The sequence below is a fragment of the Roseobacter sp. SK209-2-6 genome, assembly GCF_000169455.1.
Lineage (GTDB): Bacteria > Pseudomonadota > Alphaproteobacteria > Rhodobacterales > Rhodobacteraceae > Pseudophaeobacter.
Genome location: NZ_AAYC01000006.1, coordinates 217,276 through 232,720, shown reverse-complemented (window position 1 = coordinate 232,720; position 15,445 = coordinate 217,276). Strand labels below are relative to the sequence as shown.

At 57.2% G+C, this 15,445-nt stretch carries 14 protein-coding genes; 8 read left to right on the top strand and 6 right to left on the bottom strand.

Going from position 1 to position 15,445, the window contains the following annotated elements; all coding sequences use genetic code 11:
- Window positions 1-24: 24 nt before the first annotated feature.
- From RSK20926_RS23485 to RSK20926_RS11495, 3 genes are all read right to left on the bottom strand, one after another.
- Window positions 25-252, bottom strand: coding sequence for a GNAT family N-acetyltransferase (locus RSK20926_RS23485; protein ID WP_008206871.1), 228 nt, complete (start codon window positions 250-252; stop codon window positions 25-27).
- Window positions 253-577: 325 nt separating this feature from the next.
- Window positions 578-1,351 (bottom strand): Bax inhibitor-1/YccA family protein, encoded by a 774-nt coding sequence (locus tag RSK20926_RS11500; RefSeq protein ID WP_008206870.1) that lies wholly within the window; start codon window positions 1,349-1,351, stop codon window positions 578-580.
- 195 nt (window positions 1,352-1,546) lie between these two features.
- The gene (locus RSK20926_RS11495; protein WP_008206868.1) at window positions 1,547-1,759 is read right to left on the bottom strand and encodes a DUF1127 domain-containing protein; all 213 of its coding nucleotides are present in this window, start codon (window positions 1,757-1,759) and stop codon (window positions 1,547-1,549) included.
- Between the two features lie 124 nt (window positions 1,760-1,883).
- On the opposite strand from RSK20926_RS11495, the gene RSK20926_RS11490 reads away from it, so the two are divergent.
- The gene (locus RSK20926_RS11490) at window positions 1,884-2,765 is read left to right on the top strand and encodes a LysR family transcriptional regulator (protein WP_008206866.1); all 882 of its coding nucleotides are present in this window, start codon (window positions 1,884-1,886) and stop codon (window positions 2,763-2,765) included.
- 195 nt (window positions 2,766-2,960) lie between these two features.
- On the opposite strand, the gene RSK20926_RS11485 is transcribed toward RSK20926_RS11490, so the two are convergent.
- Entirely contained in the window at window positions 2,961-3,920 is a 960-nt protein-coding gene (locus RSK20926_RS11485) for an NADPH:quinone oxidoreductase family protein (protein ID WP_008206864.1), read from the bottom strand.
- A 359-nt stretch (window positions 3,921-4,279) separates the two neighbouring features.
- On the opposite strand from RSK20926_RS11485, the gene RSK20926_RS11480 reads away from it, so the two are divergent.
- The 3 genes from RSK20926_RS11480 (at window position 4,280) to RSK20926_RS11470 (ending at window position 7,055) form a co-directional block, all read left to right on the top strand.
- Window positions 4,280-4,648 (top strand): helix-turn-helix domain-containing protein, encoded by a 369-nt coding sequence (locus RSK20926_RS11480; RefSeq protein WP_008206862.1) that lies wholly within the window; start codon window positions 4,280-4,282, stop codon window positions 4,646-4,648.
- Between the two features lie 106 nt (window positions 4,649-4,754).
- Entirely contained in the window at window positions 4,755-5,549 is a 795-nt protein-coding gene (hisN, locus tag RSK20926_RS11475) for a histidinol-phosphatase (RefSeq protein WP_037254871.1), read from the top strand.
- Between the two features lie 171 nt (window positions 5,550-5,720).
- Window positions 5,721-7,055, top strand: coding sequence for an 8-oxoguanine deaminase (locus tag RSK20926_RS11470; RefSeq protein WP_008206858.1), 1,335 nt, complete (start codon window positions 5,721-5,723; stop codon window positions 7,053-7,055).
- A gap of 101 nt (window positions 7,056-7,156) precedes the next feature.
- Here RSK20926_RS11470 and guaD read toward each other — a convergent pair whose 3' ends face one another.
- Window positions 7,157-8,443, bottom strand: a complete 1,287-nt coding sequence (gene guaD, locus RSK20926_RS11465) for a guanine deaminase (RefSeq protein WP_008206856.1) — start codon at window positions 8,441-8,443, stop codon at window positions 7,157-7,159.
- 137 nt (window positions 8,444-8,580) lie between these two features.
- Here guaD and mgtE point away from each other — a divergent pair, with 137 nt between their 5' ends.
- From mgtE to RSK20926_RS11445, 4 genes are all read left to right on the top strand, one after another.
- Window positions 8,581-9,972, top strand: coding sequence for a magnesium transporter (mgtE, locus tag RSK20926_RS11460; protein ID WP_037254870.1), 1,392 nt, complete (start codon window positions 8,581-8,583; stop codon window positions 9,970-9,972).
- A 9-nt stretch (window positions 9,973-9,981) separates the two neighbouring features.
- Window positions 9,982-10,545, top strand: coding sequence for a 5-formyltetrahydrofolate cyclo-ligase (locus RSK20926_RS11455; RefSeq protein WP_008206854.1), 564 nt, complete (start codon window positions 9,982-9,984; stop codon window positions 10,543-10,545).
- Window positions 10,546-10,667: 122 nt separating this feature from the next.
- Window positions 10,668-11,486 (top strand): TIGR00282 family metallophosphoesterase, encoded by an 819-nt coding sequence (locus RSK20926_RS11450; RefSeq protein WP_008206853.1) that lies wholly within the window; start codon window positions 10,668-10,670, stop codon window positions 11,484-11,486.
- A gap of 193 nt (window positions 11,487-11,679) precedes the next feature.
- The gene (locus RSK20926_RS11445) at window positions 11,680-13,458 is read left to right on the top strand and encodes an SLC13 family permease (protein ID WP_008206851.1); all 1,779 of its coding nucleotides are present in this window, start codon (window positions 11,680-11,682) and stop codon (window positions 13,456-13,458) included.
- Between the two features lie 246 nt (window positions 13,459-13,704).
- Here the strand turns inward: RSK20926_RS11445 and RSK20926_RS11440 are convergent, their stop codons facing one another.
- Window positions 13,705-15,375, bottom strand: coding sequence for an FAD-binding dehydrogenase (locus RSK20926_RS11440; protein ID WP_008206850.1), 1,671 nt, complete (start codon window positions 15,373-15,375; stop codon window positions 13,705-13,707).
- Between the last annotated feature and the right edge of the window lie 70 nt (window positions 15,376-15,445).

Here is a 15,445-nt window from a genome sequence, read left to right as displayed (position 1 = left end):
TGGAGGGGTTTTTTTATGTCACGCTCAGGGGCGCCATTCTGCAAAGGTAAGCACAGGCTCCAATCCCAGTCGTGAGAAGAGCGCTGCTGAATGTGCATTAAATGGTGCGTAGCTGGTCACTATACTGCTGACGTCGAGGCTTATCGCGTATTTCTTTACTTCAGTGATCAAAGCAGTGCTGACCCTCATGCGCTGAAAAGGGCTGTGGACAGTCAGGTGATGGATCATCAAACGGGTTTCCTGCGCGCGCATAGGAAGCCGAGGTTGGCTTTCTTCAACAAAATTGCACAGCCCATAATGGCGCCCTGAGGGCTCTCTGCGGCAATGGTATGGGTCTTTGCTTGGTTCAGCCAGTCCTAGAGCCAGAGGTCCAGCTCTTGCTCTGTTGGGGAAGCTAAGAAGCGCATGGGTTGCTCTTGTACATGCAATTCATGCAAGTCCCGCAACAAAGGCACAATACGAATCCCCTCTTTGCTGGGGATGTCCTGAATTTTCAAAATCGAGTTCTCACTAACAAACAAAAAAGGGCGGATCTTTGTGATCCGCCCTTGTCTGGAATTGGTATGTCAGCCGGAGCTTATTCTTGCTGACCCATGAACATGAGGAGGAATTGGAACATGTTCAGGAAGCTGATGTAGAGGCTCAGCGCGCCGTCATAAGCAGCTTTGTCCAGCCATTCTTTGTCACCCTGTGTGGCCATGGCGACATAGGTGTTCTTGATGTCCTGGGTGTAGAATGCGGTAAGACCCGCAAAGATCAGAACGCCAATGGCGGAGATCGCCATCATCATCACGCCGGACTGCAAGAACATGTTGACGATCATCGCAACGATCAGGCCAATCACACCCATCATCAGGAAGGTGCCCATGCCAGAGAGATCCTTCTTGGTGGTGTAGCCCCAGAGGGACAGGCCCGCAAAGGCGATGGCTGTAACCAGGAAGGTCTGAGCAATGGAGTAGGGCGTGTAGATCATGAACACGGTGCCCATCGAAATGCCCATGACTGCGGCAAAAGCGAGGAATCCCAGCTGCACAACAGCGGCGCTGCCACGGCGCATTAGGGCGCCCCAGCCAAAGAAGATAAAGGCCAGAGGTGCGAGCATTAGCACGAATTTCACCGGCGACACATAGAGTGTGTAGCCAAGATCGGTCAGATAGCGACCTGCACCGATTTGGTATTCATTGGGGGTAGAGGTGATCGAAAGACCGGCAATGGCCCAAGCGGCCAATGCAGTGATCAAAAGGCCAACGGACATGGTGCCGTAGACTTTGTTCATATGGGCGCGCAGGCCCTCGTCGATCTCTGCGGTGCGGACACCTGCTGCAGAGCGGATGTTTTCAAACTGTGCCATGCGGCATCATCTCCGTATTAGTAAGACTCCCTCACCGCTGGGTCTGGCCCCAAGAGGCAAGAGCGGCATTCCTGCTAAATATCGGAATTTTGGCCGCATCCTTCAAGTGCGGATGCTAAGTTTCACCGGAAAAGGTAAATGAGCGCGGCCCAAATGGTCGCGCTCATCAGAAAATCAGGTCTTTTTCATTCGCATTTACTTGCATGCCCAGTGGTCTGGTGCATCCCAGACGGGACGCTGAGCTTCTTTCAGTGCATCTGTGCGGTTGATGCCGATGTCCTCAAGCGCGCGACAGTCCAGGTTGGCAAGCGCGTGGCGCTGCTGCATTAGGGCGATTCGATCAGCGACAAAGGACAGCAGGCTGAAACGGCGGCGTACCGGGGAGCAGGTTTCTGCAATATAGGTCATCTTCTTTGTCCTTTCGTTAAGGTTTGATGAATTTTGCTTAGTGCATCATTTCTGTTGATGTGTATGCGTGATTATGATCTATTTTGAAAGCGAATGTTTTTGATCTCATTCATCAGGAGTTGTGATGGCACGGAATTTGGATATCACCACGCTTCGGTCCTTTGTGGCGGTCGCGGACTATGGGGGGGTCACTCGGGCCGCAGGGTTTCTGCATCTCACCCAATCTGCGGTCTCGATGCAGCTGAAGCGCCTAGAGGAGCTTTTGGACCTGGATCTGTTGGATCGATCCGGGCGCGGCATTTCACTTACGCCTTCAGGGGAGCAGCTCTTGGGCTATGCCCGGCGCATGGTCGCGCTCAATGATGAGGTGATGAGCCGCCTGACGGATCAGGCGTTTGAGGGGGAGGTCGTTCTGGGGGTCCCGCATGACATTGTCTACCCGGTCATCCCCCAGGCGCTAAAACGCTTCAATGTCAGTTTCCCAAGGGTCAACGTCAATCTGGTGACTTCGAATACCAAGGAACTGAAGGCGGGCTTTGCGCGCGGTGAGTATGACTTGATTCTGACCACCGAAAGTGGCGCGGGTGAAGGGGGGGAAACCATTCACGAGATGCCTTTGCGTTGGGTTGGCGCGCCCAGTGGGTCAGCCTGGCGGCAACGCCCTTTGCGTCTCGGCTTCTGCCGGGCCTGTATCTTCCGTGCGGTCTCTACCGCGGCGCTGGATAAGGCCGGGATCGAATGGGATATGGCGGTGGATAGTGAATCCGACCGCACCGTTGAGGCGACAATCAGCGCTGATCTTGCGGTTGGTGTGCTTTTGGAAGGCACAATTCCTGAGCACCAGGAGGCGATTGATCACGGTGGATTGCTGCCGGATCTACCTATTCAACATATCAACCTATACGGTGCGCATAACGTACAGGCCGGATATGTCGAGGATTTTGCCCGGATCCTTCGACAGGGCTATGCCGCCTTGCGACCTGCCGCCCTAAGAGTGGCCAGCTAAGCGGTCAAGGAATTGGGTTGCACTGGGTGCAATCAGCTATGTTTATTGCATCCTTGGCGCAAACACCGTTCCAAATTTTGCCAAAGGCGGCCTTTGAGGGCCGCCTTTGGTCTTCTGCGCCTTTTGTAGGTCTGGCATGCAAAACACGAGTCCGGACAGAGCCTAGGAGGGTAGTCTGACTGGAGGCTGGGAAAATCAGGACATCGTTATAACGACTTTGCCTGTTGAGGTTCGGTTGCGCAGCATTTCCAGCCCTTCAAATGTCTTTTCAAAAGGCAATACATGGCTCACATGCGGTTTGATACGTCCCTCGCCATGCCACCTGAATAGGGTCTCAAAGGAGTTGCGGATCACCTCTGGTCGTGCTTTTAGGTAGCCGCCGATGTAAAAGCCAATCACAGTCAGGTTTTTCACCAGCAGATGATTGGCGGGAATTTGCGGAACCTCGCCGCTGGCAAATCCAATCGGAAGGAGTCTCGCACCAGGGTTGGCGCTGCGAAAAGCGTCCTTCCAGACGCCGCCACCAATCGCGTCATAGACGACGTCCGAACCACCCAGAGATTTGACGATCGCGCGCAGGTCCTCGCTATCATCAATCAGGTGGTCTGCGCCGGCATTTTGAGCGGCTCTAAGTTTTCCCGCTCCACGTGCATGGGCAATCACGCGAGCCCCCATCAATTTGCCAATTTCAACTGCTGTCAAACCCACTCCGCCGGCCGCACCGGTGACCAAAAGGGTCTCGCCTGATTGTAGTCGGGCGCAATGTTCCAGAGCGACGTGACTGGTGCCGTAAGCGATGAGCATTGCGGCCGCGTCTTCGTCACTCATCCCTGCCGGAATTGGGATAGCGCGACTGGCCTCAAAGACCCCTTCTTCTGCCAGTCCGCCACTACCGCAAAAGACCGCGACACGGTCGCCCAAGTTAAAATTAGCGACATCTTTACCTAAGGCGATTACCTCTCCTGCAACTTCCAGTCCCGGCGTAAAGGGGAGGTCAGGCGTGTCTTGGTATGTCCCTTTCAGCAATAGCAAATCTGCGAAGTTCAAACCGCAGGCCCGGATACGCAGGCGGATCTGTCCAGGTCCGGGATCGGCACAGGTGATGTCACAAAAGGACGGCGGAGCGCTGAAATCAGTGACACGCAAGCAGAGCATTTTACGGTGGGTTCCTTGTCTGTTTCTCAAGTGATTCGGGCTGGACTATCGGCAGTTCCAGTCGATTTTTGCACCTCGCTATTTATGGGGAGCCATTTTTAGCTAGTCAAAAGGCTATTTTGACCCACCAAAATGATGGGTGAAATCATACATTTGCCCATTTGCAATAGGGATCCGGGTGGTGGCAGGCTTGAATTCAACCGCGAAGGTCGTACAGTCGGAGCAGAGGTTGAGCTCTGATCGTGATAGTTGAGTACCCGTGTGTACCTGTGGTTCGCAGAATGCAGAACTTTTTAAAGGACACCTATGGCAACACGGCAATCCGGGCAGGGACTATTGGAACAACTAGGAGAAAACGCATGGCTCATCCTGTGGACGTACATGTCGGAAAACGTATCCGTCACCGCCGTTGGCTGATCGGAAAAACACAACAGCAGCTGGCCGAACAGGTCGGTATCAAATTTCAGCAGATCCAAAAATATGAAACCGGAGCGAACCGCGTTAGCGCATCGAGGCTCTGGGATATTTCGGACGCGCTGGAAGTTCCAGTGAGCTTCTTCTTTGAAGGTCTGGAAGAAGATGGAAAAGCAGCCGGGAACACCGCAGTGCCAGATGATCTGATGGGTGACAAAGAGGCCCTGGATCTGGTCCGCTCTTACTACTCAATTCCCGAGAACCAACGCCGTCGCCTGTTTGAACTGGCGCGGGTGCTGAGCGACGCTGCATAACAGCACGCTTTTTCGGACCCGTGCGCTCAGGGTTGAATTGGGCGAAAAAATCTCACGAACTGGATTTTTCTTGAACCGGGGCCGCATTAGTGGCACCGGTTCTTTCATGAGTGAGAAGAGCATATCAGATACCGAAGTTGCCCACCGGCTTGCGGATGCGGCCCGCGCGGCAATCTTGCCCTTTTTCCGCCAGGCCGATTTGGGGACTGAGAACAAGCTGAGCGAAGGCTTTGATCCAGTCACAATTGCGGATAGGGCTGCCGAGGAAGCCATGCGGACCCTCTTGGCGGAGTTACGCCCCTTGGATGGCATTCATGGTGAAGAATTTCCGCCAGTGGAAAGCAAATCCGGGCGGACCTGGGTATTGGATCCCATTGATGGCACACGGGGGTTTATCAGTGGCACACCCACCTGGGGCGTATTGATAGCTCTTTCAGAAGATCAAGGCCCGGTGCTGGGGGTGATAGACCAGCCCTATATCCAAGAGCGATTTACCGGCGGCGCCGGTGTTGGCGAAGTGACTGGCCCACAAGGTACAACTGCTCTCAAGGTGCGCAAAACCAGCAGCCTGGATCAGGCTATCCTCTTTTCAACCTTCCCCGAAGTTGGAACCGCTGACGAAGAGCAGGCCTTTCGCAGGGTTGCCCGGCAAGTTCAGCTGACACGCTATGGTATGGATTGTTATGCTTACGCTCTGCTTGCGGCTGGACAGGCGGATCTGGTGATCGAGGCGGGGCTCAATGCATATGATATCCAGGCACCCATTGCAGTGATCGAAGCTGCGGGCGGCATCGTCACCAATTGGGAAGGTGGCCCGGTGCATGAAGGTGGTCGTGCTTTGGCGGCGGCAACACCAGAACTGCACGCTGCTGCAATGAAGCTGTTGCAAGCCAAGGACTAGGCCAAGCCGGGCTAAATTTGGGCCACCATAGTTTTCGCAGGCCTTGTTTTAGCAAACCTTGCCTTTCGCCTGCTGCCTGCGGTATCAAAGCTGCAGGTCGAGTCCTTTGCCCCTATTCTGTCGACCTCTTTCCACTCCATTCACCGAAACGGGCCAAATGGAGTGTGCTTAATGGCCGAATTTCTGATTCAAAATGCCGATACCATCCTGACCATGGATGATGACCGCAGAGTGTTGCACGGTGCTGACATCCTGATCCGGGACGGCCAGGTGGCCGCGCTGGGGCATGGGCTTGAGACCAGCGGCGAGGTGGTCCAGGGGCGCGGCGCGGTGGTGACACCGGGCTTGGTGAATACCCATCACCACCTCTACCAGAACCTGACCCGCGCGGTGCCGGGTGCCCAGGATGCCCTGCTCTTTGGCTGGCTGCAGCGGCTTTATCCGATCTGGAGCCGTTTTGGCCCCGAGGAGTTCTTTGTCTCAGCCCAGCTGGGGTTGGCCGAGCTGGCGTTGTCTGGTTGCACCCTGAGTTCGGATCACCTGTATCTTTACCCCAATGGTGCGCGGCTGGAGGATACCATCCATGCCGCCCGCGAGGTTGGGCTACGGTTTCATCCCACCCGTGGGGCTATGAGCATTGGCGAAAGCCAGGGCGGGCTACCGCCGGATCACCTGGTGGAGCAAGAGTCCGCCATCCTGGAAGATATGATCCGCGTTGTTGATGCCTTCCACGATCCTGCAGAGGGCTCCATGTGCCGCGTAGGCCTAGCGCCATGTTCGCCTTTCTCCGTCAGTCGTGAATTGATGCGCGACGCGGCCCTTCTGGCGCGGGACAAGGGCGTCATGCTGCATACTCATCTGGCCGAAAACGAGGAAGATATCGCCTATTCCGAGGCCCAGTTCGGCTGCCGCCCCGGTCAATATGCCGAAGAGCTGGGCTGGACAGGCCCGGATGTCTGGCATGCCCATTGCGTCAAGCTGGACGGGCAGGAGATCGACCTCTTTGCCCGCACCAGAACCGGCGTGTCGCATTGCCCCTGTTCCAACTGCCGCCTTGGCAGCGGCATCGCCCCGGTGAGGCAGATGCGGGATGCGGGGGTTCCTGTTGGGCTTGGCGTCGATGGTTCGGCCAGCAATGATATGGCCAATCTGGCTGGCGAGGCGCGTCAGGCCATGCTGCTGCAGCGGGTTGCAAATGGCGCTGACGCGATGAGTGCCTATGAAGCGCTGGAGATCGCCACCCGCGGCGGCGCCGATATTCTGGGCCGCCCGGATTGCGGCAGGCTGGCGCCGGGCAAACGCGCTGATATTGCCATTTGGGATGTCTCCGGCGTTGCTTCCAGCGGCAGCTGGGACCCGGCGGCCCTGCTCCTGGCCGGGCCGGACCGGGTGCGCGACCTCTTTGTCGAGGGGCGTCAGGTGGTCCGCGATGGGCGTATGGCAACCATCGACATGGGGGCGGTGACTTCGCGCCATCAGTCCCTGGCGCAGCAACTGGCAGGTTAAGCCCGGAAACGATGTAAAAATAAGGAAGGCGGCCTCTCCGGGCCGCCTTTTTGTTGTCTTGACTTTTTGTTGTATGGTCTAGGGCTGTTCCGGCTGGGCCCTTACTGCCGCTTGCCGTTGATCCAGACCTCGGAAACCGCGCGGTCATCGCCCATCATCACAGTGGGGAAGATGGCTTCCCACAGGTCATTGGCGCAGGCGGAGCGCTGGGCAATTGCGGGCGTGGATGCGAGATCCAGCACCACCAGATCCGCCTCCATGCCGGGGGCGATATTGCCGATCTTGTCCGCCATATGCAGGGTCCGGGCCGAGCCTTGGGTCGCCAGCCACAAAAGCTGCGAGGCATGCAGCGGCACCCCGCGCAGCTGGCCGATCTCATAGGCCGCCGCCATGGTGCGCAGCATCGAGAAGCTGGAGCCGCCGCCGGTATCGGTCGCAAGACCAATGTTCTGTCCCTCTGCCATCAGCCCGGCCATATCGAACAGCCCCGATCCGATAAAGGTATTCGAAGTCGGGCAATGCACCAGGCCCGCGCCGTGTTCGCGCAGCTGGTGGCGCTCGCGCTCTTCCAGGTGGATGGCGTGGCCGTAAAGGCCCTTGCCGCCTAGCAGACCGAATTTCTCATAGGTATCCAGATAGTCGCGGGCTTCGGGGAAGAGGAACTTCACCCATTCGATCTCATCCAGCTGCTCACTCAAGTGCGTCTGCATCAGGCAGTCGGAGTGCTCGGCCCAGAGCTGGCCCATGACCTCCAGCTGTTCCGGGGTCGAGGTGGGTGAGAAGCGCGGGGTGATTGCATATTCGATCCGGTCCACCCCGTGCCAGCGCTGCAGCAGCGCCTTGCTGTCGTCATAGGCCGATTGCACAGTGTCTTGCAGCCCGTCCGGGGCATTGCGGTTCATGCAGGTCTTGCCTGCTACAACTCGCTGGCCGCGCGCCTGGGCAGCGGTGAAAAAGGCGTCAACGCTTTCTGGGTGGATGGTGGCAAAGCTGCAGACCGTGGTGGTGCCATTGGCCACCGTCAGATCCAGGTAGCGGTTGGAGATCTCATCCGCATAGGCGCGGTCGGCAAAGCGCATCTCTTCCGGGAAGGTATAGCTGTTGAGCCAGTCGATGAGGCGCTTGCCCCAACTCGCGATCATTGCGGTCTGCGGATAATGCACATGGGCATCGACAAAGCCCGCAAGGATCAGCTTTTCGCCATGGCGGATCACCTCAGCCTGCGGCAGCAGCGCCTGCATGTGCTCCAGCGAACCTGCGCCAGCGATCTTGCCGCCGCTCACTGCGACCGCCTGATCAATGCGCGCGGCCGCCTCCGGCGCATCGCCTTCAAAAGGCGAAGCTTGATAAGACAGCACATGTCCCTGAAGGATGAAATCGCTTTGCATGTCGCGGGGTCCTTTCCTTGCCAAATCGCGCAACGCAGGATACGCGCCGCATAGCTTTGGGTAAATTGCAGTATTGTCATTGTTTTCTGGTAGCTGCTTCTCTTAATTTGCAGACAATACACATGAAAGGGCAGGACATGAGTTCAGGCGACGGCATCCTCCGCGAAGACGCGCATCTGGAAGATGGCTACGATCTGGACCGAAAACTTGTTGGCCGGGTTCTTCATGCGGTGGAGAGGGGCGATCAAACGCTTCTGACCGAGCTGCTGGATGATCTGCACGCTGCCGATATCGCTGACCTTCTGGAACAGGTGAGCAGCCCCGAACGGGCAAGCCTGCTGCAGCTTTACGGGCGGGAATTCGACGGCGACATCCTTTCGGAGCTGGATGAAAGCATCCGCGAAGAGGTGATGGAGGTCCTGAACCCCACGGTTCTGGCCGAGGCGGTCCGGGACCTCGAAAGCGACGATGTTGTTGATCTGCTTGAGGATCTGGAAGAGCCGCAGCAGGAAGCCATCCTCGATGTGCTGGAGGATTCTGATCGGGTCGCTGTTGAGCAATCGCTAAGCTACCCGGAGAACTCCGCCGGGCGCTTGATGCAGCGCGAAGTGGTCATGGCGCCGGAGCATTGGAACGTCGGTCAGGCGATTGACTACATGCGTGAGTCTGAAGACCTGCCAGAGCAGTTCTACCATGTGGTTCTGGTCGACCCACGCATGCATCCCATTGGCAATGTCACCCTTGGCCGGATCATGGGCACCAAACGCGAGGTGCCGCTGATGGATCTGGTGGAGGAAACCTTTCAGATCATCCCTGCTGATCAGGATGAGGAAGACGTCGCCTATGCCTTCAATCAGTACCATCTGATATCAGCCCCCGTAGTTGACGGTGAGGGCCGCTTGGCGGGGGTCATCACCATCGATGATGCCATGGTGGTTCTGGACGAAGAACATGAGGAAGACATCCTGCGCCTGGCCGGTGTGAGCGACGAAAGCTCACTTGCCGACCGGGTGATCGAAACCACCAAGAGGCGCTTTCCCTGGCTGGCGGTCAACCTGGTGACCGCGGTGCTGGCTTCGCTGGTGATTGCCCAGTTCGAAGCGGCGATTGCCCAGGTGGTGGCGCTGGCAGTCTTGATGCCTATCGTCGCCTCCATGGGGGGCAATGCCGGCACCCAGTCGCTGACCGTGGCGGTACGTGCCATGGCCACCCGTGACCTCACCGGCTCCAATGTCTGGCGGGTGATCCGACGCGAGGCCCTTGTGGGGCTGGTCAATGGGGTGGTCTTTGCTGTGGTCATGGGCATTGTCGGGGTGATCTGGTTCGGCTCGCCAGCATTGGGCTGGGTGATCGCTGCCGCAATGGTGATCAATCTTGTCGTCGCAGGGCTCGCCGGGACGGTTATTCCCATTCTATTGGAAAAGATGAACATAGACCCGGCGCTGGCCTCTGGCGCTTTCGTGACCACAGTAACCGATGTGGTTGGTTTCTTTGCCTTTCTGGGTCTCGCCGCTGCCGTGTTGTTGTAGGAGATTGTCATGATGGATCTGACGGAGATCAAAGCTGCCGCCCGCAAAGCCGCCTTTGCGCGCCGCAAAGAAGCCCATGCGCGCAATCTGCCGGGCGTGGCGGGCCATTTGGCTGAGGTTCTGGCCGGCTATCGAGGTGTTCCCCTGGCGGGCTACATGCCTATCCGTACAGAGATCGATCCGCTGCCGGTTATGGCAGAGGCTGCCGCCCATGGTCCGGTTGGCGTGCCCGTGATCGAAGGCGAAGCCATGCCGCTGAAGTTCAGCCGCTGGCAACCGGATGGTCCTATGCGCGATGGTCCTTTTGGGGCACGGGTGCCGGAAATGGATGATTTCTTTGAGCCCGAAATCGTAGTGGTGCCGCTGGTGGCCTTTGATTCCAAGGGGGGGCGCCTGGGCTATGGCGGCGGTTTTTACGACCGTACGCTGGAGTTGTTGCGCAGCAAACGCGCCACCCTGGCAATCGGTTTTGCCTTTGACGCGCAGGAGGCAGAGGACCTACCTCTTGAGCCGACAGATCAGCCGCTGGACATGATGGTCACCGAAAGCCGTGTTCTGCAATTTGACCGCTAGGGCGGGTTTCTAGAGTTTCGACCAGGAAGTCAGCGGCGAAAAATGCGCCAGAGCGGGCAAAAACAGCAATTGTAATCTTTCAACATCTTGTTCTGCCTGGCAGCGAAGCCTAGGAAGGCTGCATGCGAATTCTGTTTCTTGGCGATGTGATGGGCCGCGCCGGGCGCCGTGCCATCACCGAAAACCTGCCCCGTCTGCGGCAGGAGTGGCGGCTCGATTTTGTCGTGGTCAATGGCGAGAACGCCTCCAATGGCATGGGGCTGAGCGGCGATCATGCTAAGGCGCTTCTGGATGCAGGGGCGGATTGCCTGACGCTGGGGGATCATGCTTTTGATCAGAAGGACATGTTACAGTTCATTGAGAATGAACCGCGTATCATTCGGCCGCTGAATTTCGCCAAAGGCGCCCCTGGGCGTGGCTATCGCCTGTTCAACGCCACCGGCGGCCGCAAGGTTCTGGTGACGCAGGCGCTGGGCCAGGTTTTTATGAAACGGGCCTTTGACGACCCTTTTGGTGCAGTTGAAGGCGTTCTTAAATCCCACCCGCGTGGCGGACTGGCCCAGGCGGTGATCGTAGATATGCATTGCGAGGCCACTTCTGAGAAAATGGCCATGGGACATTTCTGCAATGGCCGTGCCTCATTGGTGGTGGGCACCCATACCCATGTGCCAACAGGAGATGCCCAGATCCTATCAGAGGGGACAGCCTATCTGACCGATGCCGGGATGTGTGGCGACTACAACTCTGTTATAGGGATGGAAAAGGCGGAACCGATGCGCCGTTTTCTGACAGGTATGCCCAAAGCGCGCTTCACGCCCGCAAATGGGGAGGCCACTCTCTCTGGTGCTTTGGTGGTGACCGATGACAGGACTGGGGCAGCCAAAGAGATCCACATGGTACGCAATGGTGGCCTATTGCAGCAGGCAGGTCCGCTTCAGTAAAATAGTTCTTTGCTGTGACGGAAGTTCTCTCTGTCAAATGAAGGCTTTGTTGTAAAATCGCCCAGAACTACCTGGGCGGCTTCACAATTGAGTATGAAATCCTTGCCCCGGTTTTCGGGATCGGGGAAACTTGCAGCGACCGCGCTTGTTCGCAAAGAGCAGGCGGAGAAGAGCAAAACATCAAAGGGCTGCGATGCATCTGATCACTCAATTTGAGAACGGCAGTGCCTTTCTCACTCTCGCGATCGTCCTTTTGATGTTTATCGCATTCTTGCGAGAAATCTATCCAACTGAAGTTGTTGCCCTCGCTGGGGTGTCACTGATGCTGATCACTGGCGTGCTCCCCTATGACAAGGCGGTGCCAGTGCTAGCCAACCCGGCACCCTGGACCATCGCTGCCATGTTCATCATCATGGGGGCCCTGGTACGTACCGGCGCATTGGATGCCTTCACGGCGCGGGCACGAAAACAGGCAGAGGTCAGCCCAAGACGCGCAATTGCCCTGCTTATGGCCTTTGTTGTCACCGCATCCGCGATTGTCTCAAATACACCTGTTGTTGTGGTGATGATCCCGGTTTTTGTACAGATCTCACGGACGCTGCGTGTCTCGCCCTCCAAAATGCTGATCCCGCTGAGCTATGGCGCCATTCTGGGCGGCACACTGACCTTGATCGGCACATCAACAAACCTCTTGGTCGACGGTGTCGCGCGTGCGCAAGGGCTGGAGCCCTTTTCGATCTTTGAAGTAACGCCTCTGGGGCTGATTTTGGTTATCTGGGGCATGATCTATCTGCGCTTTGTCTCCCCTCATCTCCTGCCGGAGCGGGACAGTATGGCCAGCCTGCTGAGCGACCGCTCGAAAATGAAGTTCTTCACCGAAGCGGTGATCCCGCCTGACAGCAATTTGATCGGGCGCGAAGTGACCGGGGTGCGATTGTTCAAACGTCCTGGTGTTCGCCTCATCGACCTGGTGCGCGGTGACCTCTCGCTGCGCCGCAACCTGAAAGGGGTCGAGCTGCAGGTCGGGGACCGGGTGATCCTGCGCACACAGATGACGGAATTGTTGAGCCTGCAGAACAACAAGGAACTGAAGCGTGTGGATCAGGTTTCTGCGGTGGAGACCAAGACGGTCGAGGTGCTGATTACACCGGGGTGCCGCCTTGTTGGGCGCACGCTGGGGGCGATGCGTCTGCGCCGTCGCTATGGGGTTTATGTTCTAGCTGTGCATCGACGCAATCAGAACATTGGCGTGCAGCTGGATGACCTGGTTGTGCGGGTCGGGGATACATTGCTGCTGGAAGGTGCGCCTGCAGATATTCAACGGCTTGCGGCGGATACAGATATGGCTGATGTTTCGCAGCCGACCCAGCGGGCCTATCGCCGCAAACATGCGCCTCTCGCCATCATAGCGCTTATGTCGATCGTGCTGCTCGCTGCACTTGGCGTGGCACCCATTCTGCTCCTCTCTGTGGTTGCAGTTGCCATGGTGCTGATCACCCGCTGCATTGACGCGGATGAGGCCTTCTCCTTTGTGGATGGGCGGCTTTTGGCGCTGATCTTTTCCATGTTGGCCATCGGTGCAGCATTGGAAGATTCCGGCGCCGTGAGCCTGATTGCTGAGGCCATCGCCCCGCAGTTGCGGGGATTACCGCCCTTCTTCCTTGTCTGGTCGATCTATCTGCTGACTTCGGTGCTGACGGAGCTGGTTTCAAACAATGCAGTAGCGGTGGTTGTGACCCCGATCGCCGTTGGGCTAGCTCAAGCCATGGGCGTGGATCCCCGTCCGCTTGTTGTCGCGGTGATGGTCGCGGCCTCCGCTTCCTTTGCAACGCCGATTGGCTATCAGACAAACATGCTGGTTTACGGCCCCGGAGGCTACAAATTTTCTGATTTCATGCGTGTTGGCATTCCATTGAATATCAGTGTTGGGCTTTTGGCTTCTGCACTTATTCCCTGGTTCTGGCCGCTCTAGGTCCACTTGGGTAAAAGATTGCCTAAAACCCAATCTGTTACGTGAAATTTTTACACTTCGCCCCATATCAAAAGGACAGGGTTTATGTGAGGGAATGTGAAAATGACTATTAGAAAAGGTTTTTTGGTTTTGATCTTGGCTTCGGCAACGGCGATTGCTGTGGTTTCACAGGCTATGGCACTGTAACCGCAGGTTTTTTAGTTTGGATTACCCATCAGTTTATTGATCGGCTGAAAAAGGGCCCCGCTAAGCGATTTTTTGGGATTGCCCGGCCTGACGGCCGGAAAACAAGCATCCCCCAAGGAAGGACCCTTCCAGCGCATTATAGCCATGGTAGCCGCCTCCACCAAAGCCGGCGGCTTCACCAACCGCAAAGAGACCGGGAACAGGGGCGCCATCCGCCCCAACCATCTGGCTATCCAGATTTGTCTGCAACCCGCCTAGGGTTTTGCGGGTCAGTATGTTGAGCCGCACCGCTATCAAGGGCCCGTTTTTACGGTCTAAGATGCGATGGGGCTTGGCCGTTCTGATCAAACGGTCTCCGCGGTAATTGCGCGCAGCGTTTATCGCGATGATCTGCGCGTCTTTGGCAAATGGATTGTCGACCTGTGCATCCCGTGCTTCGATCTGTCGCCGCAGGTGCATCTCATCGAGGGGGAGTTTGGCAATCCGGTTCATACCGGCCACCAATTCTGTGAGATCGCTTGCGACAATAAAGTCTTCGCCATGTTTCTTAAAGGCCTCCACCGGGGCAGGGGCACCGCCACGGGACAAAAGGCGGGATTTGATGACCTCCAGCCATTTGCCCGAGGTCAGATCGGGGTTCTGCTCTGAACCGGAAAGTGCAAATTCCTTTTCGATGATTTTCTGGCTCAGGATGAACCAGCTGTAGTCATGCCCGGTCTTCAGGATCTCTTTCAGGGTTGCGAGGGTGTCGAACCCTGGCAGACAGGGTGAGGGCAGCCGGTCACCGAAAGCATTGAACCACATGGAAGAGGGGCCCGGCAGAATGCGAATGCCGTGGTTTGGCCAAATAGGATCCCAATTGCGCAGCCCTTCGGTGTAATGCCACATGCGATCGCCGTTGATGACGTGGCCGCCGGCAGCCTCTGCGATTGGGATCATGCGACCGTCCACATGGAATGGCACGCCAGAGACCATATTCTCTGGTGGTTCACCCAGGCGCACACGGGGCCAATTTTTGCGGACCAGCTCCAGATTGCCACCAATGCCGCCGGATCCAATGACAACCGATGGGGCATAGACTTCAAATTCACCAATTTCCTGCCGGTTGGTCTTTGCCCCCTGTGCTGCGTTATCAGGTGCCAGAAGCTCACCAGAGACCCCTTTGACCTCGCCGCCCTGGGTAATGATATGGCTGACCTGATGGCGAAAGCGGGTCTCAATACGGCCCGCGTCTTGGTGTTCTTGTAGCCGGCGGGCAAAAGGAGCAATCACCCCGGGGCCGGTGCCCCAGGTGATGTGAAAGCGAGGCACGGAGTTGCCATGTCCCTGCGCTGTACTGCCGCCGCGTTCTGCCCAACCCACTATAGGGAACCAGCGCATCCCCATCTGGTGCAGCCAAGGCCTCATTTCACCGGCAGCGAAGTCGAGATAGGCGCGCGCCCATTGCTGTGGCCAGTGATCTTCCTCTCGGTCAAACTGCGCACTGCTCATCCAATCACGCAAAGCAAGGTTAGGGCTGTCCTTGATCCCCATCCGGCGCTGCTCGGGCGTGTCGACCATGAACAGGCCGCCGAGGCTCCAATGGGCTTGTCCCCCAAGGAAATGGGCAGGTTCCTGGTCCAGTAAGATCACCTTCTTGCCGCGATCGCCCAGCTCACAGGCTGCTGTCAGCCCTGCCAGGCCTGAACCGACAATGATGACATCCGCGCAGTTTTCTGATCCATCTGACATCGGGAACTCCTGGCCTGTGGTCTTTCCTTGCCAGCCTAGGCGCTAAAAAGGGCGGGGAGCAAATGTTTCG